Here is an 18,915-nt window from a genome sequence, read left to right as displayed (position 1 = left end):
ACGCGCCGGCTGCGCCGCGACGGAAGACGAGGCAGCCGAGGCGATGTTCATGTTCCGGGTCGTGTAACGCCGTACGGGGGAATTCGAGACGCCCTGGAGCGCTACATCGCCCGATCGGGTCCGGGCCCGCCCCGCGGGGGCCGCGGGGCTGCGGGCAGGATGGGCGCATGGCGAGTCGTGATGGTGGGACCGGACAGGCGTGGGCCGCGTTGAGCGGCCCCGAGGAGTTGGTGGGGCGGGTCGGCTACCGGGGGCCGAGCGGGCTGGGGGACGGGCCGCTGCCCGTACGGGAACTCGCGCGGGCCACCGTGGGCGCGTGCGCGCTGGCGGCCGCGGAACTGGCCGCCGTACGGGCCGGGGGCGGTGCGGACGACGTGGCGCCGCTGCTGATCGACGAAGGGGCCGTGGCCACGGCCTTCGTCAGCGAGCGCCACCTGCTGGTGGACGGCAGGCCGCCCGTCACCTTCGCGCCGCTGTCGGGCTTCTGGCGGGCCGCCGACGGCTGGGTCCGTACGCACGCCAACTATCCGCACCACGAGTCGGCGTTGGTACGCGTCCTGGGTGCCGGGACCCGGGAGGGCGTGGCCTCGGCGATCGCCCGGCGGCAGGCGGTGGACGTCCAGGAGGAGGTCTACGCGGCCGGTGGGCTGGCGGTGTCCGTGAGGACGGAGGGGTACGGCGCGCCGCAGCCCCTCGTGGAGCGGACCGGCTCCGGCGCGCGCGGGCGGCCCCTCGGAGAGGTCGCCGAGGGCGCCGGGCCGCCGATGGCGGGGGTGCGGGTGCTCGACCTGACCCGGGTCATCGCGGGGCCGGTGGCCACCCGGACCCTCGGAGCGCTCGGAGCGGACGTCCTGCGGATCGATTCCCCGGGACTCCCGGAGTCGGACGACGCGTACGCGGACACCGGATTCGGGAAGCGCTCCGCCCTGCTCGACCTGGGCGAGGCGGGGGACCGGGCGGTGTTCGACGGGCTGCTGGCCGGCGCCGACGTGGTGGTGACGGGATACCGGCCGGGGGCACTGGAGCGGTACGGGCTGGGCGCGGAGGAACTGCTCGCGCGGCGGCCGGGGCTGGTGGTGGCCGAGCTGTGCGCGTGGGGTCGGCGGGGCACGTGGGCGGGCCGCAGGGGCTTCGACTCGCTCGTGCAGGCCGGGTACGGGATCTCCGCGGCCTGCGGTGACGGGCACGGCCCCGGGGTGCTGCCTGCGCAGGCACTGGACCACGGCACGGGGTACCTGGCGGCCGCCGGGGTGCTACGGGCCCTCGCGGAGGGCGGTGGGCAGGCCCTGCGGTTCTCCCTGGCGGGCACGGCTTCGTGGCTGGTCCGCGAGGTCCAGGGGGCCGGCGCCGCGGTACCGGGATACGCCCCGGAACCGTGGCTGCGCGAGACCGCGTCGGGATACGGGCCGCTGCGGTACGCGGCCTCGCCGCTCGGTGGCCGCGGGTGGGAGCGGGGCCCCTCCCGCTGGGGGACGGACCGGGCCGCCTGGCTCTGAGCCGCGGGCCGGACACGCGCACCAGGGTGGTGCCCCGGCCGGGGTGTCGGCCGGGGCACCGCGGGGAGGTGCCGGCCGCCTCCGGGGTCTGGAGGCGGCCGGCACCGAATGGAACGGGTGAGGAGACTGGTCGGGGTGAGGGGCGGGGTCAGGTGCTCACGCCATCCGGAACCGGACTAGAAGTAGACGTTCCAGGTGACGCTGACCGAGGACGACTTGCCCGCCGCGTCGGTCACGGTCAGGGTGCTGCCGCCGAAGCCCCAGGTGGTGGGAGAGCCGGTGATGACACCCGTGGCGGCGTTGATGCTCAGGCCGGCCGGCAGGCCCGTGGCCTTGAAGGCGTACGGCTTGGTGCCCCCGGTGGCCTGGAGGCCGAGGGTGACGGGCTTGCCGATGTAGACGGTCTGGTTGCCCGGGTTGGTCAGGACCGGGCTGGTGCCCGTGACGGTGCTGACGGTCCAGGAGAAGGTCGCGGAGGCGGCCTTGCCCGCGTTGTCGGTGGCGGTGACGGTCACGTTGGAGGTCCCGGCCGTGGTGGCGGTGCCCGTGATGGTGCCGGTCGAGGAGCCGATGCTCAGGCCGGCGGGCAGCCCCGTCGCGGACCAGGCGTAGGGCGCGGTGCCACCGGTGGCCTTGACCGTCAGGTTGGCCGCGGCGCCGACGGCGGAGCTCTGGCTGCCGGGGTTGGTCACGGACAGGGCCGTACCCGCGGTGGTGATCGTCCAGGAGAAGGAGGCGGAGCCGGTCTTGCCCGCGTTGTCGGTGGCGGTGACGGTCACGTTGGAGGTCCCGGCCGTGGTGGGGGTGCCCGTGATGGTGCCGGTCGAGGAGGCGATGGCCAGCCCGGCGGGCAGGCCCGTCGCGGACCAGGTGTAGGGGGCGGTGCCGCCCTCGGCCGAGTTCTTCAGCTCGGCTATCCGGGCGCCGATGACGCCGTTCTGGGCCGAGACCGCGGCGACGGTGACGTTGCCGGGCTGCGGGGTGGTCACGACCAGGGCCAGGTTGAACCTGGCGAGGGCCTCGACCACGGGCTGGAAGATGGTGAACTTCTCACCGCTGCCCGAGGTGCAGGTCGCACTGCCGCCGCCGGAGTGCAGGCCGACGGCCTTGCCGCCGGTCGCGGTGACGTACGCGCCGCCCGAATCGCCGCCCGCGGAACAGGCGTTGGAGTACGACAGTCCGTCGATGACCACGTTGCCGTAGTCCACGCTCTGGTTGACCTTGGTGACCTCGCCGCACCTCATGCCCGTGGTCTGCCCGGAGCGGCAGATCGCGGTGCCGACCACGGCGTCGGCCGAGCCCGTGACGGCCACGGCGGTGTGGGTAGAGTCGCCCGCGACGTACGGGGAGAGGTTCCAACCCGACTGGTCCACGTCGACGACGCCCATGTCGCCTTCCCGGGCGTTGACGCTGCTCTGCCCGTCCTTGTTGGACGTACCCACACGGGTCCCGTCCTTGCCGTAGGCAGGCTGGTTGACGTCGTTGGTGCAGTGACCGGCCGTCAGGAAGGTCTTGGTGCCCCCGGTGACCCGGGTGGCGGCGAAGCCGATGGAGCACGGGCTCTCGCTGCCCGGCACCCACTTCTCGCCGCCGGTCACGTCGGCCTGTTGGCGCGGGCCGTCGGAGGTCTCCGTGACGTGGACGATGCCGCCGAGCGCGGCGAGGCGGGCCACGAAGGCGTCCGTGGAGGCGTTGCGCGCCGTCCGGTCCACCGTGACGTCGATCCGGTTGTTCCGGACGTCGGGACCCCACGACACCACTCCCGGGATCCCGGACCCGATGTCACGCGTCACGGTCCGGGCGGTGGCGGCCAGTTCGGCCTGGCTGTACCGGGCCTGCCGGGCCACCGCGCCCGCGTCCCGCACCAGCGCCGCGTCCGCCGCGTTGGAGACGGCTGCGTTCAGCCGGCCCGTGGAGGAGTCGAACCACATGCCCGCCACCCGGTCGCCGACCCGGCCCCGGATGAGGGTGGCCGCCTTGCCGGCCGCCGCCTCGTCGGCGATCCGGTCGCGGGCCTCTCCGGCGGAGAGGCGGAGATCGCGCTGCATGGCCTCGAGGACCTGCGGGGACACGGACGGTTCGGGCTGCGCGGCCGCGGTGGCGTGTGCGGGCAGGACGCCCAGGCCGCCGAGCGTGACCACGGCGGTGACGGAGGCGGCCGTAACGGAGGCCCACTTGGACCTGTTCGACAGATTTCGCACGGAAATCCCTTCATGGGGGGCGGACCGGAGGGGTAGGCCGGTACGGATGCGGGCCCGTGGGGGAGCACGGGACCGGTCACGTCCCCGGAGCCCGCATCTCGGGGAGCCGCGTCTGCGCACTCCGGGGTGGCCAACAGAGTGATCCCGGGCGAGTGTCGGGAGCATCGGAGGAATCCCTTGCTGCCCAACCCGCTCCAACCCGCTCTGTCCCGGCCCGCGTTGCCCTCCCGCGCCGACCGGCCGGCGTTCACGCGCGCGGCGCGGGCGGCGGCACGCGCCGGCGCGCGTACGGCGTGCCGGGCCCGTCGCGCCGGGCCCGGCACGCTGACGGCGAGCCGCCCGGACCACGCCCCCGCTCCTCCCGTGGAGGGCAGTGGTGCTCCGGGTCTGCCACCCCGTACCCGGAGCGCGGACGGCCCGCCGTCGCACCACCATCGCGGGGAGCGGCATCCGTTGGCATCAGGGGAAACCCTTGATCCCCCGGCCCGGCGGAACCCGGCGTTGTCACGGGAACCGACGCCGCCTACGGTGCCTCCTCGTGACGGCAGACAGCTCCTTCGGCAACCGCGCCGACCCCTGCAACCTCCCCAACCCCAACCCCAACCCCGCGCCGCCCGCAGGAGCCCGGCGCGCGGTCCCGGGCGCGGCGGCCCGTGCGGCCGGAGTGCTGGAGCGCGACGGGCGGGTGGCGCTCGCCGGCCCCTGGGGCGCGGGCAAGACGACCGTCCTGGAGGACGTGCTGCGCACCCTGCCCTCAGGCTCAGGCTCAGGCTCAGGCTCCGGGCGGACGGTGCTGCGCGTCACGACGGTCGAAGAGGACCGCGAGCACGTCTTCGGCGCGCTGGCCCAGATGCTGTCCCACTGCGGCGCGGACCAGCTCGCGGCGCTCTCCGGCAGACAGAACGAGGTGATCGACCGGATCCTGCACCGGGGCGCCGACGAACCGCTCGCCGCCTCCGAGCAGTTGCCCGCCCGCCTCGCGGTGACGGCGCTGCTCGCGCGGGGGAGCTGGATCCTGGCCGTGGACGGGGCCCAATGGCTCGACCCGGCCAGCGCCGACGTCCTCGGCTACGCCCTGCGCACCCTTGCCGCGCCCGGTCTCACCGCGATCGTCACGGAACGCGTCCACGGCCGGGCGCAGTGCGCCGCCCGGCTGCTCGGCGGCCACCCCGCCCAGGTCGACGTGGACCCGCTCGACGCGGAGGAGACGGCCACCCTGCTCGACGCGCACGGCCTGCCCACCCGCTGGGCGGGCCCGCTGCAGAGCCACTGCGGCGGTCACCCCCTGCTGACCTCCGTGTCCTGTACGGCACTTGCACGGCTGCCCGCGTCGCAGCGCCACCGGCCCGCCATGGCCGAGCAGACGGTCGACGCGGCCGGAGCCTGGCTGCACGCCACGCTCGGCGAACCGGCCCGGCACACCCTGATGCTCGCCGCCCTGACGAGCCGGCCCTCGCTGCCGCTGCTCCTGAGGGCGGGCCGGTCCGACGCCGAGGAACACCTGGCCCAGGCCCAGGCCGCCGGGGTACTGAGGGTGGACCCGGCGAGCGCCGTGCACTTCGCGGCGGCGGCCCTGGCCCGGGCCGCCGCCCGTTCCGGGGCCAGGCCCCTGCGGGCGGCGGCCCACCTGACGCTCGCGCGGGCCGTCGGAGACCCCGTGCACGAGGTGCGCCACCGGGCCCTGGCCGCGGACCTGCCCGACCAGGGGCTGGCCGAGGACACCGAGAGTGCGGCGGCCACCGCCCGCGAGGCCGGCGAGCGGGCCCTGGCCGCCGAGCTGTTCCTGCTCGCCGCCGAGATCACCCCGCCGGCCCGGTCCGCCGTACGCATCCGCAGGCTCTCGTACGCGGCCCAGGAGGCGGCCTGCGCCGGCTCCGTCGACATCGCCCGGCAGGCGGCCGACGCCCTGACCGCGAGCAGGGCCGAACCCACCGACCAGGTCACCGCCCTGCTGGCCGTCGTCGACGCCCACGGCCAGGCCATCTCCGATCTGGAGCCGCTGCTCGCCCGGTGCCGGGAACTGGCGGCCGGCCACCCCGACCTCCTCGCCGCCGTGGAGCTCCGCGCGGCCATCGCCGCCAACGTCGCGCACGCGGCCCCCGAGCGGGCCCTGCGCGCGGCAGGCCGGGCCGCCGAACTCGCCGCCGCCGGCGGCCACCGCCCCCTGCAGGCGGCCGCCCTGACCATGCGCGCCCGGATGGAACGCGTCCTCGGCACCGCCGACGCGCCGGGCACCCTCGCCGAGGCGCTCGCCCTGGGGATCCCGGCCCAGCACTCCGGCATCCGCAACAGCGCCCAGTACCTCGCCGCCCGGCACGCCGTCTTCGACGACCGGCTGGCCGAGGCGCGCGGGCGGCTCGTGGAACTGCTCGCGCTCGCCGAGCACGAGGGCGACGCCGAGGACCTGGTCGACATCTGGCGCAGCCTCGCCGAGGTCGACACCCGCCTCGGCGCCTGCGCCACCGCGCTCGCGTGGGCCGATCAGGCCGTACGGCTGTCCACCGGGGCGGGACTGTCCATGGGCCCCGCCTGGTACACCGCGGCGCTGACCCAGAGCGCCGCCGGATCCTTCGCGGCCGCCCTGCGCACCGCGTCCTGCGGGGCCCGCGCCTCACAGGAGGAGGGCGACGGGCTGTACGTGTCGCGCAACCTCTGGGTCATGGGCGCGGTCCAGCTGCACACCGGGGACGTGGCCGACGCCGTGGCTTCCCTCACGGCCGTCGCCGAGGCCGAGCGGCACGTCCCCTCGGCCGACCCCGGCATGTTCCGCTGGCAGCCGGACGCGGTGGAGGCCTTCACCTGCTCGGGCCGGCTCGACCTGGCCCGCGACCTGCTGGAGCGGGCACGCCCGGTCGCGGGCCCGGCCGGAGCCGACTCGGGACCGGGGGCGGCACTGGACCGCGCGCACGGGATCCTGCTGGCCCGCGGGGGCGCCGCGGAGGAGGCGAGCGGCCTGCTCCACCGGACGGCGGCCGCCTTCGAACGGCTGGGGCTGCCCCTGGAGCAGGCCCGTACGCTCCTCTCCCTGGGCCGGGTCGAACGGGCCCGCAGACGCCAGGCGGCCGCCCGGGCGGCTTGGGAGGCGGCCCGGGCCGTCTTCGACGACACCGGCGCCCGTCCCTGGCAGGAACTCACCCGGGAGCTGCTCGACCGGGCGGGCGGATCGGGCCCGGCCCCGGGTCCGGCACCGGGCGCGGGCAGGCTGACGGAGTCCGAGTCGCGCCTGGCGGACCTCATCTGCCAGGGGGCCACCAACCAGCAGGCGGCCCAGCACATGTTCATCTCGGTCAAGACCGTCGAGGGCATGCTGAGCCGCGTCTACCGCAAGCTCGGCGTCCGCTCGCGCACCCAGCTCGCGGCGGCCCGCGCCGCCGCGGCCCCGGGCCGGGACGCACGGACGCCCCCCGAGTGACCTGGGGCCACTCGGGGGGCGTGCGGTGCATCCGGTCCTGCGGGGCCTGGGGGATCAGACCGCCGGCGCCGGGTAGGTCGGGTACTCGACCCCGGAGACGTACTGGACGACCCGGACGACCTGGCAGGAGTAGCCGAACTCGTTGTCGTACCAGAGGTAGAGGATCGCGTTGTCCCCGTCGACCTTGGTGGCGCCCGCGTCGACGATCGAGGCGTGACGCGAGCCGATGAAGTCGCTGGAGACCGCGTCGGGCGCCGTGGTGAAGTCGATCTGGCGCTTCAGCGGAGAGGTCAGCGACACCTCGCGGAGGTAGTCGAGCACCTCTTCACGGGTGGTCTCGCGGCCCAGGCGCAGGCTGAGGATGGCGATCGAGACGTCCGGGACGGGGACGCGGATCGAGCTGCCGCTGATCGGGGCTTTGAGGTCCGGCAGCGCCTTGGCGACGGCCGAGGCGGCGCCGGTCTCCGTCATGACCATGTTGAGCGGCGCGGAGCGGCCGCGGCGGTCGGCGCTGTGGTAGTTGTCCAGCAGGTTCTGGTCGTTGGTGAACGAGTGGACGGTCTCCACGTGGCCGCGCAGAACGCCGTACTCGTCCGCCATCGCCTTCAGCGGCGGGACGATCGCGTTGGTGGTGCAGGAGGCGCAGGACAGGATCTGCTCGTCCGGCTTGATCGTGTCGTGGTTGACCCCGTGCACGATGTTCGGGACGTCGCCCTTGCCCGGAGCCGTCAGGACGACCTTGTCGATACCGGGGCGCAGGTGCTTGGAGAGCCCCTCGCGGTCGCGCCACTTTCCGGTGTTGTCGATGAGGATGGCGTCCTTGATGCCGTACGCCGTGTAATCGACCTCGGACGGGTCGTTGGCGTAGATCACCTTGATCTCGTTGCCGTTGGCGATGATCGTGCTGGTCGCCTCGTCCACGGTGATCGTGCCCTGGAACTGGCCGTGGATCGAGTCGCGGCGCAGCAGCGAGGCGCGCTTGACGAGGTCCGCCTCACCGCCGCCGCGGACGACGATGGCACGCAGGCGCAGGCCGTTGCCGGAACCGGTCTTCTCGATGAGCAGGCGGGCGACGAGGCGGCCGATGCGGCCGAAGCCGTAGAGGACCACGTCGCGGCCCTCGCCGCGCTCGATCTTGTTGGCACCCGTGGCGCCGGAGACGGCGCCGGCGGTGAACTCCTCCACCGACAGACCACGGTCGTCCGTCGCGTACGCCGCGGCGAGCATGCCGAGGTCGATCTGCGAGGGACCGAGGTCGAGGGTGGTGAGCGCCTGGAGGAACGGCAGGGTCTCGGTGACCGAGAGCTCTTCGCCGTCGATCTGGCGCGCGAAACGGTGGGTCTTGAGAATGCTCACCACGGACTTGTTCACCAAGGAGCGGCTGTGCAGCAGGATCGTGACGTCCCGCTCCCGGTGCAGCTTGCCGATGATCGGGATCATCGACTCCGCGATCTTCTCGCGGTTCTTCCAGTTGGTGAACGAGTCGTCATTGACAGTCACAGAATTATCTTTCGAGCTAGGCGGCGCTCATATGCTAACCCGCGCGCGGATCGCTCCTTCAGGTACCCCCTGAGCAGCCGGTCAGCCCTCGGTGCGCTGGGTCACCGGAGCGTTGCTCTCGTCGCCCAGGAACTCGTACCAGCGGCGCTGGAGGCACAGGTAGCGGGTGTCCGCCTCGGCGAGCGCGAGGAAGGAATCGACCGTGTCGGCCAGCCGCTCGCGCAAGCCCGGATCGGTCAGCTCGCCGTCCTCGCCGAAGGCCGAGTGCGCCATGGCGAGGCTGAACATGTCGGGGTACACGCGGGCCCCGAGGTGTTCGAGCGGGACCCGCAGCGCCCAGAGTCCGCGGTTCCCGCCGACCATCGACGGGGAGGCGGACACCAGCAGGGTCTGCTTGTCCTTGAAGGGCTGCGGCCGGAACCGGGACACCCAGTCGACGGCGTTCTTCACGACGCCGGGTACCGAGGCGTTGTACTCGGGCGAGGCGATCACCAGGGCCTGCGCCGCGAGCAGCCGCTCGCGCAGGGCGGCCGACCCGGAGGGCTGCCCGTCCGTCTGCTCGGCGTCGCCGTCGTAGGTGGGCATCACGAAGTCCCCGATCCGGGCGAGGTCCGCGACGGCGCCCGACCGCTCGACCTGACCGGCGACGAGCGCGGCCAGCCGGGCGTTCACGGAGCCCTCGCGGGAGGACCCCGCGAGGACGAGGACCCGTAGCGGGTCGGCTCCGGTGGTGACGTTCAGGGGATCCGGGGCGGCCGGGTCCGTCGGGAACTTCGGGCTCTGGGGCTGGTGCGCATCGGTCACGTGCGGGACCGTACGGGACCCCGCGGTGCTCCCCGCGGCGCGGCGCACGGGCTGTCACCCGGACGGGGTCAGCCCGCGCCCCAGCCGCCGTCCAGGGGGAGCGAGGAGCCCGTCACGTATCCGGTGTGCGGACCGCACAGCCACAGGGCGGCCGCCGCGACCTCCTCGGGCTCGATGAGCCGCTTGATCGGCGACCGGGTCAGCAGCACCTCGCGGAGCACGTCCCCGGCGTCGATGCCGTGGGCGGCGGCCTGGTCCAGGATCTGCCCCTCGACCAGGGGGGTGCGGACGTAGCCGGGGCTGATGCAGTTGCTGGTCACCCCGTACGGGGCGCCCTCGATCGCGGTGACCTTGCTCAGCCCCTCCAGAGCGTGCTTGGCCGCCACGTAGGCCGATTTGTACGCGCTGGCGCGCAGCCCGTGCACGCTGGAGATGTTGACCACCCGGCCCCAGCCGGCGGCGTACATGTGCGGCAGCACGTGACGCAGCAGGAGGAAGGGCGCGGTGACCATCACCCGCTGGATCAGGGCGAAGCGCTCGGGCGGGAACTCGGTGATCGGGGCGACGTGCTGGAGCCCGGCGCTGTTGACCAGGATGTCGACGGCGGCGGGCAGTTCCCCGACGGCGGCGGGATCGGTCAGGTCGACGACGTGGGCGTGCCCGCCGATCAGGCCGGCGACGGCCTCGGCCGCCGCCGCGTCGACGTCGGCGACGTGCACCACGGCCCCGGCCCCGGCCAGGGCCACCGCGCAGGCCCGGCCGATGCCGCTGCCGCCGCCCGTCACCAGGGCGACTCGCCCCGGGAGACCGGTGGGGGAAGGAGGTTCGCTCGTCATGGCCCGAAGCCTAGGGAGGGGCGCTTGCGCCGCCCACGGTCCTGACCCCCATACTCGGAGCCGCCCGTGTGGAGGCGATCACCATGGAGGCGGACGCGGAACCGGCGGAGCCGGGCGTGCGTCAGAGCCGTGCCGATCAGGCACCGGAGAACGAGGGGGAGACCGACGATGCGTCGAGTCAGCGAAGGATTCCTGCGGGTGATGAAGGCGAAGGCGGCCGTCACCGCTGCCGTGAGCGTGGGCGCCGCCGCCGTGCTGCTCACCGGCTGCGGGAAGGCCGACGTGGCCGACCGGGCAGATCCCGTGGCGGCTCCCGCCCCGCCCGCGGCCGCCGCACCGTGCCCGGTGATCGACCCCACCGCGTCACAGTCGCCGCCGATGCTGATCGACGGCACCCCGGTCAACACCCCCGAGGCCGAGCAGCTCTCGCAGGCCATCGGAGAGCTGGGCTACGGCGACTTCGCCGACGTCTACTCCACCCAGATCGTGGACCACCCGTCGGGCCGGGTAGCCCTCTGCGTGACCGACATCGCCCGCGGCCGGCTCCTCGTGGCGGCGGCGCACGCGGCCGATCCGGAAGCGGATCCGGCCCTGGCCGACCTGTACCTGAGCAAGTACCCGCACCGGACCCTCCAGGCAGCCGGGGACAAGCTGATCGATCTGGAGGCCGGCTTCCCGATCTACAGCGTCTCCGGGAGCAACGGCGCGGCGGTCGAGGTCACCTCCACGAAGGAGGGCGCCGCTTCGGCGGAGTTCAAGGCGAAGCTGGAGAAGCTCACCGGGGGCATCCCCGTCACGGTCACGAAGGGCGAGCAGCCCACGACCCTGGAGGGCTCGATGACCGCCGCCCCCTGACCGCCACCCTCTGACCGCCGCCCCCTGACCGCCGCCCCCTGACCGCCGCCCCCTGACCGGTTGCCGGCCCGACCGGCAAGACGCCCCCGGGCCGGTCGGCTCAGCTGTGCACCATCCCGGTCAGGGCCTCGGACAGCGCCCCCGCGTAGGGATGGGGACGGCGGCGGCGCGCGGACAGCACCCCGATGTGCCGTGCGGGGGACGGGGGTTCGACCGGTACGACGGTCGCGCGGGCGGTGTCCGGGTCGCGATCCCCACCCTGCTCTCCGTCCCTGCCCCCGTCTCCGTGTCCGTCCCCGCCCTCGGCCGCAACCCCGTCCCCCGGCGGCAGCGCGACCCGGGGGATCAGCGCGACGCCGACCCCCGCCTGGACGAGGGAGCGCGCGAAGAAGTAGTCCGTGGTGGAAGCCGCCACCCGGAGGTCGAAACCGGCCCGCTCCGCGTACCGGCGCAGGTACGCCCCGGTCTTGAGGCAGCCCAGTACCCAGCGGTCGGAGGCGAGCTCGGCCGGAGCGATGGATGCGCGCCCGGCGAACCGGTGCCCCGGGGGCAGGACCAGCGCCAGCGGGTCCTCCGTCAGCGGCAGCCAGTCGAGCGCCGCCCCGGGAGGCAGCGGAAGCGGTCCGTCGAAGTGGTAGGTCAGCGCCAGATCGGCGGCGCCCGAGCGGACCATGGGCACCGCCTCCTCCGGCTCGGCTTCCAGGACCGTCAGCTCCACCTCCGGATGCGCGGAGACGAACCCGGCGAGCGCGCCCGGCAGCAGCCTCCGGCCCCCGCTCACGAAGGTGGCGACCGTCAGCCGCGGCCGCTCGGCGGTGACCCGGTCGATCTCGTGGCGCACCCGGTCGAGCTCTGCCGACACCGCCTCCGCCGCCTCCACCAGCAGCCGGCCCGGCTCCGTGAGCGTGATCCCGCGGGTGCTGCGCACGGCGACGGGGTGACCGAGGCCGCGCTCCAGCGCCGCGATGTGCTGGGAGACGGCCGAGGGCGTCAGGAGCAGCGCCCCGGCGGCCTTGTTGAAGCTTCCGTGCTCGGCCACGGCGCGCAGGATGCGCAGCCGCTGCACATCGATCATCAGTTTCCCTTACGACGAGATCAGCATTCCGGTAGTTCCGCTGGGGACGGTACAACGGCAGAGTCCCGGACATGAAGAAGATCCTCGTCATCGGTGGAAGCCGCTATTTCGGAAAGCACCTGGTCACCCTGGAGCGGGACGCAGGGAACGAGGTGACCGTCCTCAACCGGGGCTCCACCGCCCCGCCCCGGGGCGTCGGCCACCTGGTCGCCGACCGGGAGGACGAAGCGGGGCTCCGGGCGGCGCTGGGGGAGCGCACCTTCGACGTGGTCTTCGACCAGGTCTGCTATACGCCCGGGCAGGCGGAGACCGCCCGCCGCGTCTTCGCCGGGCGCACCGGGCGGTACGTGATGACCTCGACGATGGAGGTCCACGACCCCGCGCCGCCCACCCCCGGGGCGCGGGCCTACGCCGAGGGCAAGCGGCGGGCCGAGGACGTGCTGGGGGCGGAGCCCGCCTTCGGCCTCGTGGCGGTGCGCGCCGCGCACGTACTCGGCGGCGGCCGGGCGGAGTTCACCGGCCGCCTCGCGCACTACGTGGAGCGGGTCCGCGCCGGGATCCCGGTGGTCGTGCACAAAGCCCCGTACCCCACCTCCTTCGTCCACCACCATGAGATCGCCCGTTTCCTCCGCTGGGCGGGGGAGCGGGACTTCACGGGGCCGGTGAACGCCGCCTCGCACGGAGAGCTCGACGTGCTCGGGCTGTCCGGGGCCGTGGCCGAGCGGGTCGGGCGGGCGCCGCGCCTGCGGACCGTAGCGGCCGGGTCCGAGGCCTCACCGTTCTCCTTCGACCGGGCCTACGCGATGGACAACGGCCGGGCCGCCGCCCTCGGCTTCCGCTTCCGGCGGCTCGAGGACTGGCTCCCGGAGGCCATCGGGGAGACGGCCGAGGTGATCGGGCGATGAGCACCGGGAGGGACCGGCTCCGGGTGGAACAGCCGGAGCGCAGCGGCACGGAAACCCGTACAACCCTCCTGGCCCGGCAGGGGTCTTAGAGGCGAATGTTCGATCGAATCTCCAGGGGGAAACGGACGTGCGACGCCACACCCGTCACGCCATCGCGGTCCTCGCGACGGTCACCACACTTGCCGGAGGCCTGCTGGTCTCCACCGGCGCGCAGGCGGAGGCGGCCGCCACCGCCGGGCCCGCGGCAACCCGGTACGCCGACGACTTCAACGGCGACGGCTACCACGACCTGGCGATCGCCGACCCGGGCGCCTCCGTGAACGTCAAGGGCGCGGACGGCGCCACCACATCGGTGGGCAACGCGGGCTACGTGACCGTCTCCTACGGCGGCAAGTACGGCGCCCAGAAGACCGGCCTGAAGGTCATCACCCAGAACAGCCCCGGAATGCCGGGCGACCCGAAGAAGGACCAGCGCTTCGGTGAGGTCCTCACCACCGGCGACTTCAACGCCGACGGTTACGCGGATCTCGTCGTGGGCACCCGGGACAACTACGACCGGGGCACGCGGCCCGGCCACGTCACCCTGATCTGGGGCAGTGCCACGGGGCTGAAGGACGCCATCTCACTGGCCGACCCGCTGAAGAGGATCGGCTTCGGCGTCGTCCTGAAGGCCGGTGACTTCACCGGTGACGGGAAGACCGACCTCCTCGTCGGCTACTCCACCACGCTCGAACTGTTCCGGGGGCCCTTCACGGCGGACGGATCGCCCGTCTCGACCCACCGGCTGGACCTCGGCCGCCAGTACCCCGTCTTCCTGCCGGGAGAGGCGCAGAACCGGATCGCGGTGGGCCGGATCAACAAGGGTGCCATCGACGACCTCGTCGTCCTCGGCGAGAGGCAGGACCCGAGCGCACCGATCCGGGGCCGCGTGCTCTTCGGCGGGACGTCCGGACTGCGCCTCACCCCGGTCACCATTCGCGGCGGAGGCAGCGTCGCCATCGGCGACTTCGACAGGGACGGCTACGGCGACATCGCCGTGGGTGACTCGGAGAGCCAGATCGATACCATTCGCGCGGCGGGTCTGGTCCGGGTCAGCTTCGGTTCCGCCACGGGTGTGAACGAATCCCGCGGCTACCAGACGTTCACCGAGGACACCTCCGGCATCCCGGGCGGTGTGGGCACGGGCGACCGCTTCGGCCAGTCACTGGCCGCGGCCGACCTCAACCTGGACGGATACGCCGAGTTGATCGTCGGCGCCCCGGGCGAACGGAAGGGCGAGGTCACCGGCGGCGGCCTCTACGTGCTGAAGGGCACGCCCAAGGGCGTCACCGGCACCGGCGCCGCCTGGTACGCCCACAACGCGCCAGGCCTGCCCGCCCCCGCCGGCACGTACCGCATCCCCTCGCTGCTCAAGGCCACCGACCTCAACAACGACAAGCAGCCGGAGATCACCTTCGCGGTCGCGGCGACCGTTCCGCAGGTCTGGTCCGTCGGCACGAAGGACGGCAAGGTCGCCGGCACTTCGCCCACCCGCGTCGTCAACCCGCCGGTCGACCCCCAGGTGGCCACCGGCACCGAGTTCGGCGCACTGGCCCGCTGACGGCCCCCGACCGCTGAACCAAGCCCCCGGGTCGCGCGCGCCACTGCGCCGCGCCGCCGGCCCGGGGGCAGGGGCACGACGACCCGCGGCGCAGCGCGAAAGAGACGGCCTAGCGGTCCCCGGCCCGGCGCTCCAACGGAGTTGCTACTGCCGAGTTGTTCACACTGAAGGTGACGCTTCCCGCCCGGTAGCGGTCGTCGGACCACTCGATGGGGCGGCCCGTGCGGGTCGCGGAGACGTGCCGCTGGCGCAAAAGCGGGCTGCCGCGGCGGATTTCCAGCAGCCTGGCGTCCTCGCTGCCGGCCGGAAGCGCGTCGATGAGGTGCTCGCCGTAGTGGGCGACGATGCCGGAGCCGTTCGCCAGCCCGTCCATGACGGAGCGGCAGTCCTCGGGCATCGCCTCGACCGCCGCCGCGACCCAGTCGGCGTACGCCGTCCGTTCGACCATCGTCGGCTCCCCGTCGAGCAGCCGGAGCCGCAGTACGGCGAGAACCTCCGTGCCGGCCGGCAGGGCCAGCCGGTCCGCCTCCTCGGCGGTGGCCGGGCGCCGGGTGCGCGACAGGAAGCGGCTCGCGGCCTGGTGGCCGACCCCTTCGGCCCACTGGGCGAAGCTGTTGAGCTCACCGAAGCTGTGCTTGCGCTCGTGGCGCAGGACGATCCTGCGTGCCCCCTGCCGGGAACCGATCAGCCCCTCGGCGGCGAGCGTCGCCACGGCCTGGCGGACGGTCCCGCGGGAGGCCGACCAGAGCGCCGCCAGATCGCTCTCCGAGGGCAGTTGGGCACCCACCGGGTACTGCCCGGAGAGGATCGACCGGCGCAGTGCCTCGGCGATCTCCAGATACCGCACCGTAGCCATGCTGTCCTGTTCCCCCTCGCGTCGATGTGTGTGCGGGCCCTGCCGCCGGGAGTGCGTCGCCCGCCCGCAAGCCTAGGCCGCGCTCCCTCTGAAGATCATCTTGAGGGCTGTCCGTCACGGCTGTATCCGGCCGTTCTGCGGTCTTCGTCGAGACGTGCACCGGGGGACAGCCGCCGTTCACCGTCCGTACAGCGACCCAGGGCGAACTGGAGCCAACTTGTTCAGACAAGTGAATCCCCCTCCACGCGTTCTTCATGCGTTTTCGTCTCCGGGAGAGACCGTGCTCAGTTCCTCCGCCCGTCGCGGTGCGGCCGTCCTGCTCAGTGCCGCCGTGCTCACCACGCTCAGCGCGTGCGGCGCCGCACCCGACAAGACCGCCGGCTCCGCCGGTGGCGACGGCAAGAACAAGACCCAGCCCGCCGCCGCCACCTCGGTCGCCGACTTCGGCGGCCTGGAGGGCCTCGTCGCGGCCGCCGAGAAGGAGGGCGAGCTCAACGTCATCGCGCTGCCCGCCGACTGGGCGAACTACGGCGAGATCCAGAAGGCGTTCGCGGCCAAGTACCCCAAGGTCAAGATCAACGCCGAGAACCCGGACGCCTCCAGCGCCGACGAGATCGCCGCCGTCAAGTCCCGCAAGGGCCAGACCCGCGCCCCCGACGTCCTGGACCTCGGCATCGCCTTCGCCCGCAGCGGCGCCGCCGAGAACCTCTTCGCCCCGTACAAGGTCACCGCCTGGGACCAGATCCCCGCCGCCCAGAAGGACGCGGACGCCCGCTGGTACAACGACTACGGCGGCTACGTCTCCATCGGCTGCGACGCCGCCCGCATCCCGAACTGCCCGCAGTCCTTCGCCGACCTGGCCAAGCCCGAGTACAAGGGCAAGGTCGCCCTCAACGGCAACCCGACCAAGTCCGGCTCCGCCTTCGGCGGCGTCTACGCGGCGGCCCTCGCCAACAAGGGCTCCTTCGCCGACATCCAGCCCGGCATCGATTTCTTCGGCCGGCTGAAGAAGAGCGGCAACTTCATCCCGGTCGAGTCCACCCCGGCCACCGTCGAGAAGGGCGAGACCCCCATCTCGATCGACTGGGACTACCTGAACGCCGGCTACGCCGAGCAGTTCAAGGGCAAGGGCGTCGACTGGAAGGTGGCCATCCCCACCGACGGCGTCTACGCCCAGTACTACTCGCAGGCCATCAACAAGGACGCCCCCCACCCGGCTGCTTCCCGCCTCTGGATGGAGTTCCTGTACAGCACCGAGGGCCAGAACCTGTGGCTGAAGGGCTTCGCCCGCCCCGTGCTGCTGCCCGCCATGACCCAGGCCGGCACCGTCGACAAGGAAGCCGTCACCAAGCTCCCGCAGGTCCAGGGCACCCCGACCTTCCCGGCCTCCACGGAGCTGGACAAGGCCAAGGCCGCCCTCGCCGAGAAGTGGGACAAGGCCCTCAGCTGATGTCCGCCCCCACCACCCTCCCCCACTCGACGGGGACCGCCGGCGGCAGCACCACCCGCCGCCGGCGGCGCGGCCCGCGCACCTGGCTCGCCGCCCTCCCGCTCCTCGCCTTCACCGGACTGTGCTTCGGCGTCCCGCTGGGCGCCATCGCCTTCGGCGCGGTCACCCGTACGGACCCGGCGAGCGGCGCCACCGAAGCGACCGGCGAGCACCTGGCCCGGTCCCTCCAGGGCCCCTACCTCGGCTCGCTCATCGGCAGCGTCCAGCTCTCCGGCCTCACCGCACTCGTGGCCGGCGTGCTCGGCGTCCTCATCGCGCAGGCCGTCGTCACCTCCCCCTCCCGCGCCCTGCGCGGGGCGACGCTGACCGCCTCCGGCGTCCTCGCCAACTTCGGCGGGGTCCCGCTCGCCTTCGCGTTCATCGCCACCGTCGGGATCTCCGGGGTCGTCACCCAGCTCGCCGACCTGACCGGCCTCGGCTGGAACCTCTACTCCTTCACCGGCCTCACCGTGGTCTACCTCTACTTCCTGACCCCGCTCATGGTGCTGGTGACCGTCCCCGCGCTGGACGGACTGCGCCCGCAGTGGCGCGAGGCCGCCCAGAACAACGGGGCGAGCGGATGGCAGTTCTGGCGTCACGTCGGCCTGCCCGTCCTCGCGCCCTCCCTGCTCGGCGGGTTCGTGCTGCTCTTCGGCACGGCCTTCGCCGCGCACGCCACGGCCGCCGCACTCGTCGGCGGTTCCGTCCCGCTGGTCACGCTCAAGATCGCGGACGCCCTGTCCGGAAACGTGCTGACCGGCCAGGAGAACGTGGCCCTGGCCCTCGGCCTCGACATGATCGTGATCGCCGGCCTGGTCATGGCGGTCTACCTGCCCCTCCAGCGACGGAGCGCCCGATGGCTGCGATGACCCCGACGCCCGCCCCGAACGACGGGGCCGCCCCGGCGGCCACGGCCGTCGCGCACACCACGGCCGCCCCCGCCGCCGGTCCGGCCTTCGCCGCCCGGGACGGGGAACGGGACCGACGGGAACCCCCGGCCCGCACGCCGCGCCGACCGCGCCCCCGCACCCGGCCCCGGGTGTGGCGCGGAGCGGTGCTCGCGCTCGCGGGCGCGTACTTCGTCCTCCCGCTCCTCGCCTCCTTCGTGTTCACCGTGCACGTCCCCGGCCAGGGCATCAGCTTCGAGGCGTACACCCAACTGCTCTCCGCCGAAGGGTTCACCGAGAGCCTGCTGCTCTCGCTGGGCCTCGCCGCCGCGACCATCGCCGCTTCGCTGCTCCTCGCCGTGCCCGCGCTGGTCGCCGTACGCATCGGCTCGCCGCGCCTGCGCCCGGTCGTCGAGGTGATGTGCATGATGCCGCTGGTGGTGCCGCCGATCGCGCTGGTCACCGGTATCACCACGGTGCTGCGCTGGGGTCCCGAACACCTCTCGGCGACTCCGCTCTACCAGACATTCCTCGCGGTCCAGAACCCGGATTTCCCCGTCGTCCTGGTCCTCGCGTACACCGTGCTCGCCCTGCCCTTCGTCTACCGCTCCCTGGACGCGGGCCTGCGCGCCGTCGACGTCCCGACCCTGGTCGAGGCCGCCCGCAGCTGTGGCGCGAGCTGGCCGTACGTGGTCCTGCGCGTGATCCTGCCGAACCTGCGGGCCGCGCTCGCCGGAGCCGGCTTCCTCACGCTGGCCCTGGTCCTCGGCGAGTTCACGATCGCCTCGCTGCTCGGCTTCCAGCCCTTCGCCGTGTGGATCGTGTCGATCTCCGGAGCGCACGCCCGCATGTCGGTGGCCGTCTCCGTCCTCAGCCTCCTCATCACCTGGCTGTTGCTGCTCCTCCTCTCCCGGGCCGGCACCGCCCCCGCTACCGTGTCCGCCGGGCCCGCGCGTACCTCCCGTACCTCCCGTACCTCCGGCAAGGAGTCCTGACCCG

Annotated in this window: 14 protein-coding genes; 8 read left to right on the top strand and 6 right to left on the bottom strand. The window is 73.5% G+C overall.

Annotated features, from left to right (window positions below; translation table 11 throughout):
* Positions 1 to 167: 167 nt before the first annotated feature.
* On the top strand, positions 168 to 1,496 hold the full coding sequence (locus ACFYM0_RS10085) for a CoA transferase (protein ID WP_388498781.1): 1,329 nt from the start codon (positions 168 to 170) through the stop codon (positions 1,494 to 1,496).
* Between the two features lie 176 nt (positions 1,497 to 1,672).
* On the opposite strand, the gene ACFYM0_RS10080 is transcribed toward ACFYM0_RS10085, so the two are convergent.
* On the bottom strand, positions 1,673 to 3,697 hold the full coding sequence (locus tag ACFYM0_RS10080; RefSeq protein WP_388498778.1) for a putative Ig domain-containing protein: 2,025 nt from the start codon (positions 3,695 to 3,697) through the stop codon (positions 1,673 to 1,675).
* A 538-nt stretch (positions 3,698 to 4,235) separates the two neighbouring features.
* Here ACFYM0_RS10080 and ACFYM0_RS10075 point away from each other — a divergent pair.
* Positions 4,236 to 7,109 (top strand): LuxR C-terminal-related transcriptional regulator, encoded by a 2,874-nt coding sequence (locus ACFYM0_RS10075; protein WP_388498775.1) that lies wholly within the window; start codon positions 4,236 to 4,238, stop codon positions 7,107 to 7,109.
* Between the two features lie 54 nt (positions 7,110 to 7,163).
* Here ACFYM0_RS10075 and ACFYM0_RS10070 read toward each other — a convergent pair whose 3' ends face one another.
* From ACFYM0_RS10070 to ACFYM0_RS10060, 3 genes are all read right to left on the bottom strand, one after another.
* Entirely contained in the window at positions 7,164 to 8,609 is a 1,446-nt protein-coding gene (locus tag ACFYM0_RS10070) for a glyceraldehyde-3-phosphate dehydrogenase (protein ID WP_327250739.1), read from the bottom strand.
* Between the two features lie 81 nt (positions 8,610 to 8,690).
* Positions 8,691 to 9,350, bottom strand: coding sequence for an NADPH-dependent FMN reductase (locus tag ACFYM0_RS10065; protein ID WP_388499347.1), 660 nt, complete (start codon positions 9,348 to 9,350; stop codon positions 8,691 to 8,693).
* Positions 9,351 to 9,481: 131 nt separating this feature from the next.
* Positions 9,482 to 10,249 (bottom strand): 3-hydroxybutyrate dehydrogenase, encoded by a 768-nt coding sequence (locus ACFYM0_RS10060; RefSeq protein ID WP_388498773.1) that lies wholly within the window; start codon positions 10,247 to 10,249, stop codon positions 9,482 to 9,484.
* 168 nt (positions 10,250 to 10,417) lie between these two features.
* Between ACFYM0_RS10060 and ACFYM0_RS10055 the strand changes: the two genes are divergently transcribed.
* Complete coding sequence (locus ACFYM0_RS10055; RefSeq protein ID WP_388498771.1) at positions 10,418 to 11,104, top strand: hypothetical protein; 687 nt, start codon at positions 10,418 to 10,420, stop codon at positions 11,102 to 11,104.
* 100 nt (positions 11,105 to 11,204) lie between these two features.
* On the opposite strand, the gene ACFYM0_RS10050 is transcribed toward ACFYM0_RS10055, so the two are convergent.
* Positions 11,205 to 12,179 carry a LysR family transcriptional regulator gene (locus ACFYM0_RS10050; RefSeq protein ID WP_388498769.1) on the bottom strand — a complete coding sequence of 325 codons (975 nt, stop codon included), beginning with the start codon at positions 12,177 to 12,179 and terminating at the stop codon, positions 11,205 to 11,207.
* Positions 12,180 to 12,250: 71 nt separating this feature from the next.
* Between ACFYM0_RS10050 and ACFYM0_RS10045 the strand changes: the two genes are divergently transcribed.
* Complete coding sequence (locus tag ACFYM0_RS10045) at positions 12,251 to 13,084, top strand: reductase (RefSeq protein WP_388498767.1); 834 nt, start codon at positions 12,251 to 12,253, stop codon at positions 13,082 to 13,084.
* A 127-nt stretch (positions 13,085 to 13,211) separates the two neighbouring features.
* A complete protein-coding gene (locus ACFYM0_RS10040) occupies positions 13,212 to 14,684 on the top strand; it encodes an FG-GAP and VCBS repeat-containing protein (RefSeq protein WP_388498765.1) in 1,473 nt (490 codons plus the stop codon).
* 109 nt (positions 14,685 to 14,793) lie between these two features.
* Here ACFYM0_RS10040 and ACFYM0_RS10035 read toward each other — a convergent pair whose 3' ends face one another.
* Positions 14,794 to 15,540 carry a GntR family transcriptional regulator gene (locus ACFYM0_RS10035; RefSeq protein ID WP_388498764.1) on the bottom strand — a complete coding sequence of 249 codons (747 nt, stop codon included), beginning with the start codon at positions 15,538 to 15,540 and terminating at the stop codon, positions 14,794 to 14,796.
* Between the two features lie 280 nt (positions 15,541 to 15,820).
* Here ACFYM0_RS10035 and ACFYM0_RS10030 point away from each other — a divergent pair, with 280 nt between their 5' ends.
* Genes ACFYM0_RS10030 through ACFYM0_RS10020 form a run of 3 tightly spaced genes read left to right on the top strand, consistent with a single transcriptional unit; the run spans position 15,821 to position 18,911 of the window.
* Positions 15,821 to 16,990 carry an ABC transporter substrate-binding protein gene (locus tag ACFYM0_RS10030; protein ID WP_388498762.1) on the top strand — a complete coding sequence of 390 codons (1,170 nt, stop codon included), beginning with the start codon at positions 15,821 to 15,823 and terminating at the stop codon, positions 16,988 to 16,990.
* Entirely contained in the window at positions 16,990 to 17,898 is a 909-nt protein-coding gene (locus ACFYM0_RS10025) for an ABC transporter permease (protein ID WP_388498760.1), read from the top strand. The genes ACFYM0_RS10030 and ACFYM0_RS10025 overlap by 1 nt, the downstream gene beginning before the upstream one ends.
* The gene (locus tag ACFYM0_RS10020; protein ID WP_388498758.1) at positions 17,886 to 18,911 is read left to right on the top strand and encodes an ABC transporter permease; all 1,026 of its coding nucleotides are present in this window, start codon (positions 17,886 to 17,888) and stop codon (positions 18,909 to 18,911) included. Before ACFYM0_RS10025 ends, ACFYM0_RS10020 begins: the two co-directional genes overlap by 13 nt.
* The last annotated feature ends 4 nt before the right edge of the window (positions 18,912 to 18,915 follow it).

Source organism: Streptomyces sp. NPDC006487, from assembly GCF_042870555.1.
Taxonomy (GTDB): domain Bacteria; phylum Actinomycetota; class Actinomycetes; order Streptomycetales; family Streptomycetaceae; genus Streptomyces.
The sequence above is the reverse complement of the archived record's forward strand: the minus strand, read 5'-3'. Positions and strand labels throughout refer to the sequence as shown.

Bases quoted from the DNA above. Each gene is read 5' to 3' on its own strand.
- ACFYM0_RS10050 (WP_388498769.1), bottom strand. From the start codon at position 12,179: ATGATCGATGTGCAGCGGCTGCGCATCCTGCGCGCCGTGGCCGAGCAC.
- ACFYM0_RS10045 (WP_388498767.1), top strand. From the start codon at position 12,251: ATGAAGAAGATCCTCGTCATCGGTGGAAGCCGCTATTTCGGAAAGCAC.
- ACFYM0_RS10035 (WP_388498764.1), bottom strand. From the start codon at position 15,540: ATGGCTACGGTGCGGTATCTGGAGATCGCCGAGGCACTGCGCCGGTCG.
- ACFYM0_RS10020 (WP_388498758.1), top strand. From the start codon at position 17,886: ATGGCTGCGATGACCCCGACGCCCGCCCCGAACGACGGGGCCGCCCCG.
- ACFYM0_RS10085 (WP_388498781.1), top strand. From the start codon at position 168: ATGGCGAGTCGTGATGGTGGGACCGGACAGGCGTGGGCCGCGTTGAGC.
- ACFYM0_RS10060 (WP_388498773.1), bottom strand. From the start codon at position 10,249: ATGACGAGCGAACCTCCTTCCCCCACCGGTCTCCCGGGGCGAGTCGCC.
- ACFYM0_RS10025 (WP_388498760.1), top strand. From the start codon at position 16,990: ATGTCCGCCCCCACCACCCTCCCCCACTCGACGGGGACCGCCGGCGGC.
- ACFYM0_RS10055 (WP_388498771.1), top strand. From the start codon at position 10,418: ATGCGTCGAGTCAGCGAAGGATTCCTGCGGGTGATGAAGGCGAAGGCG.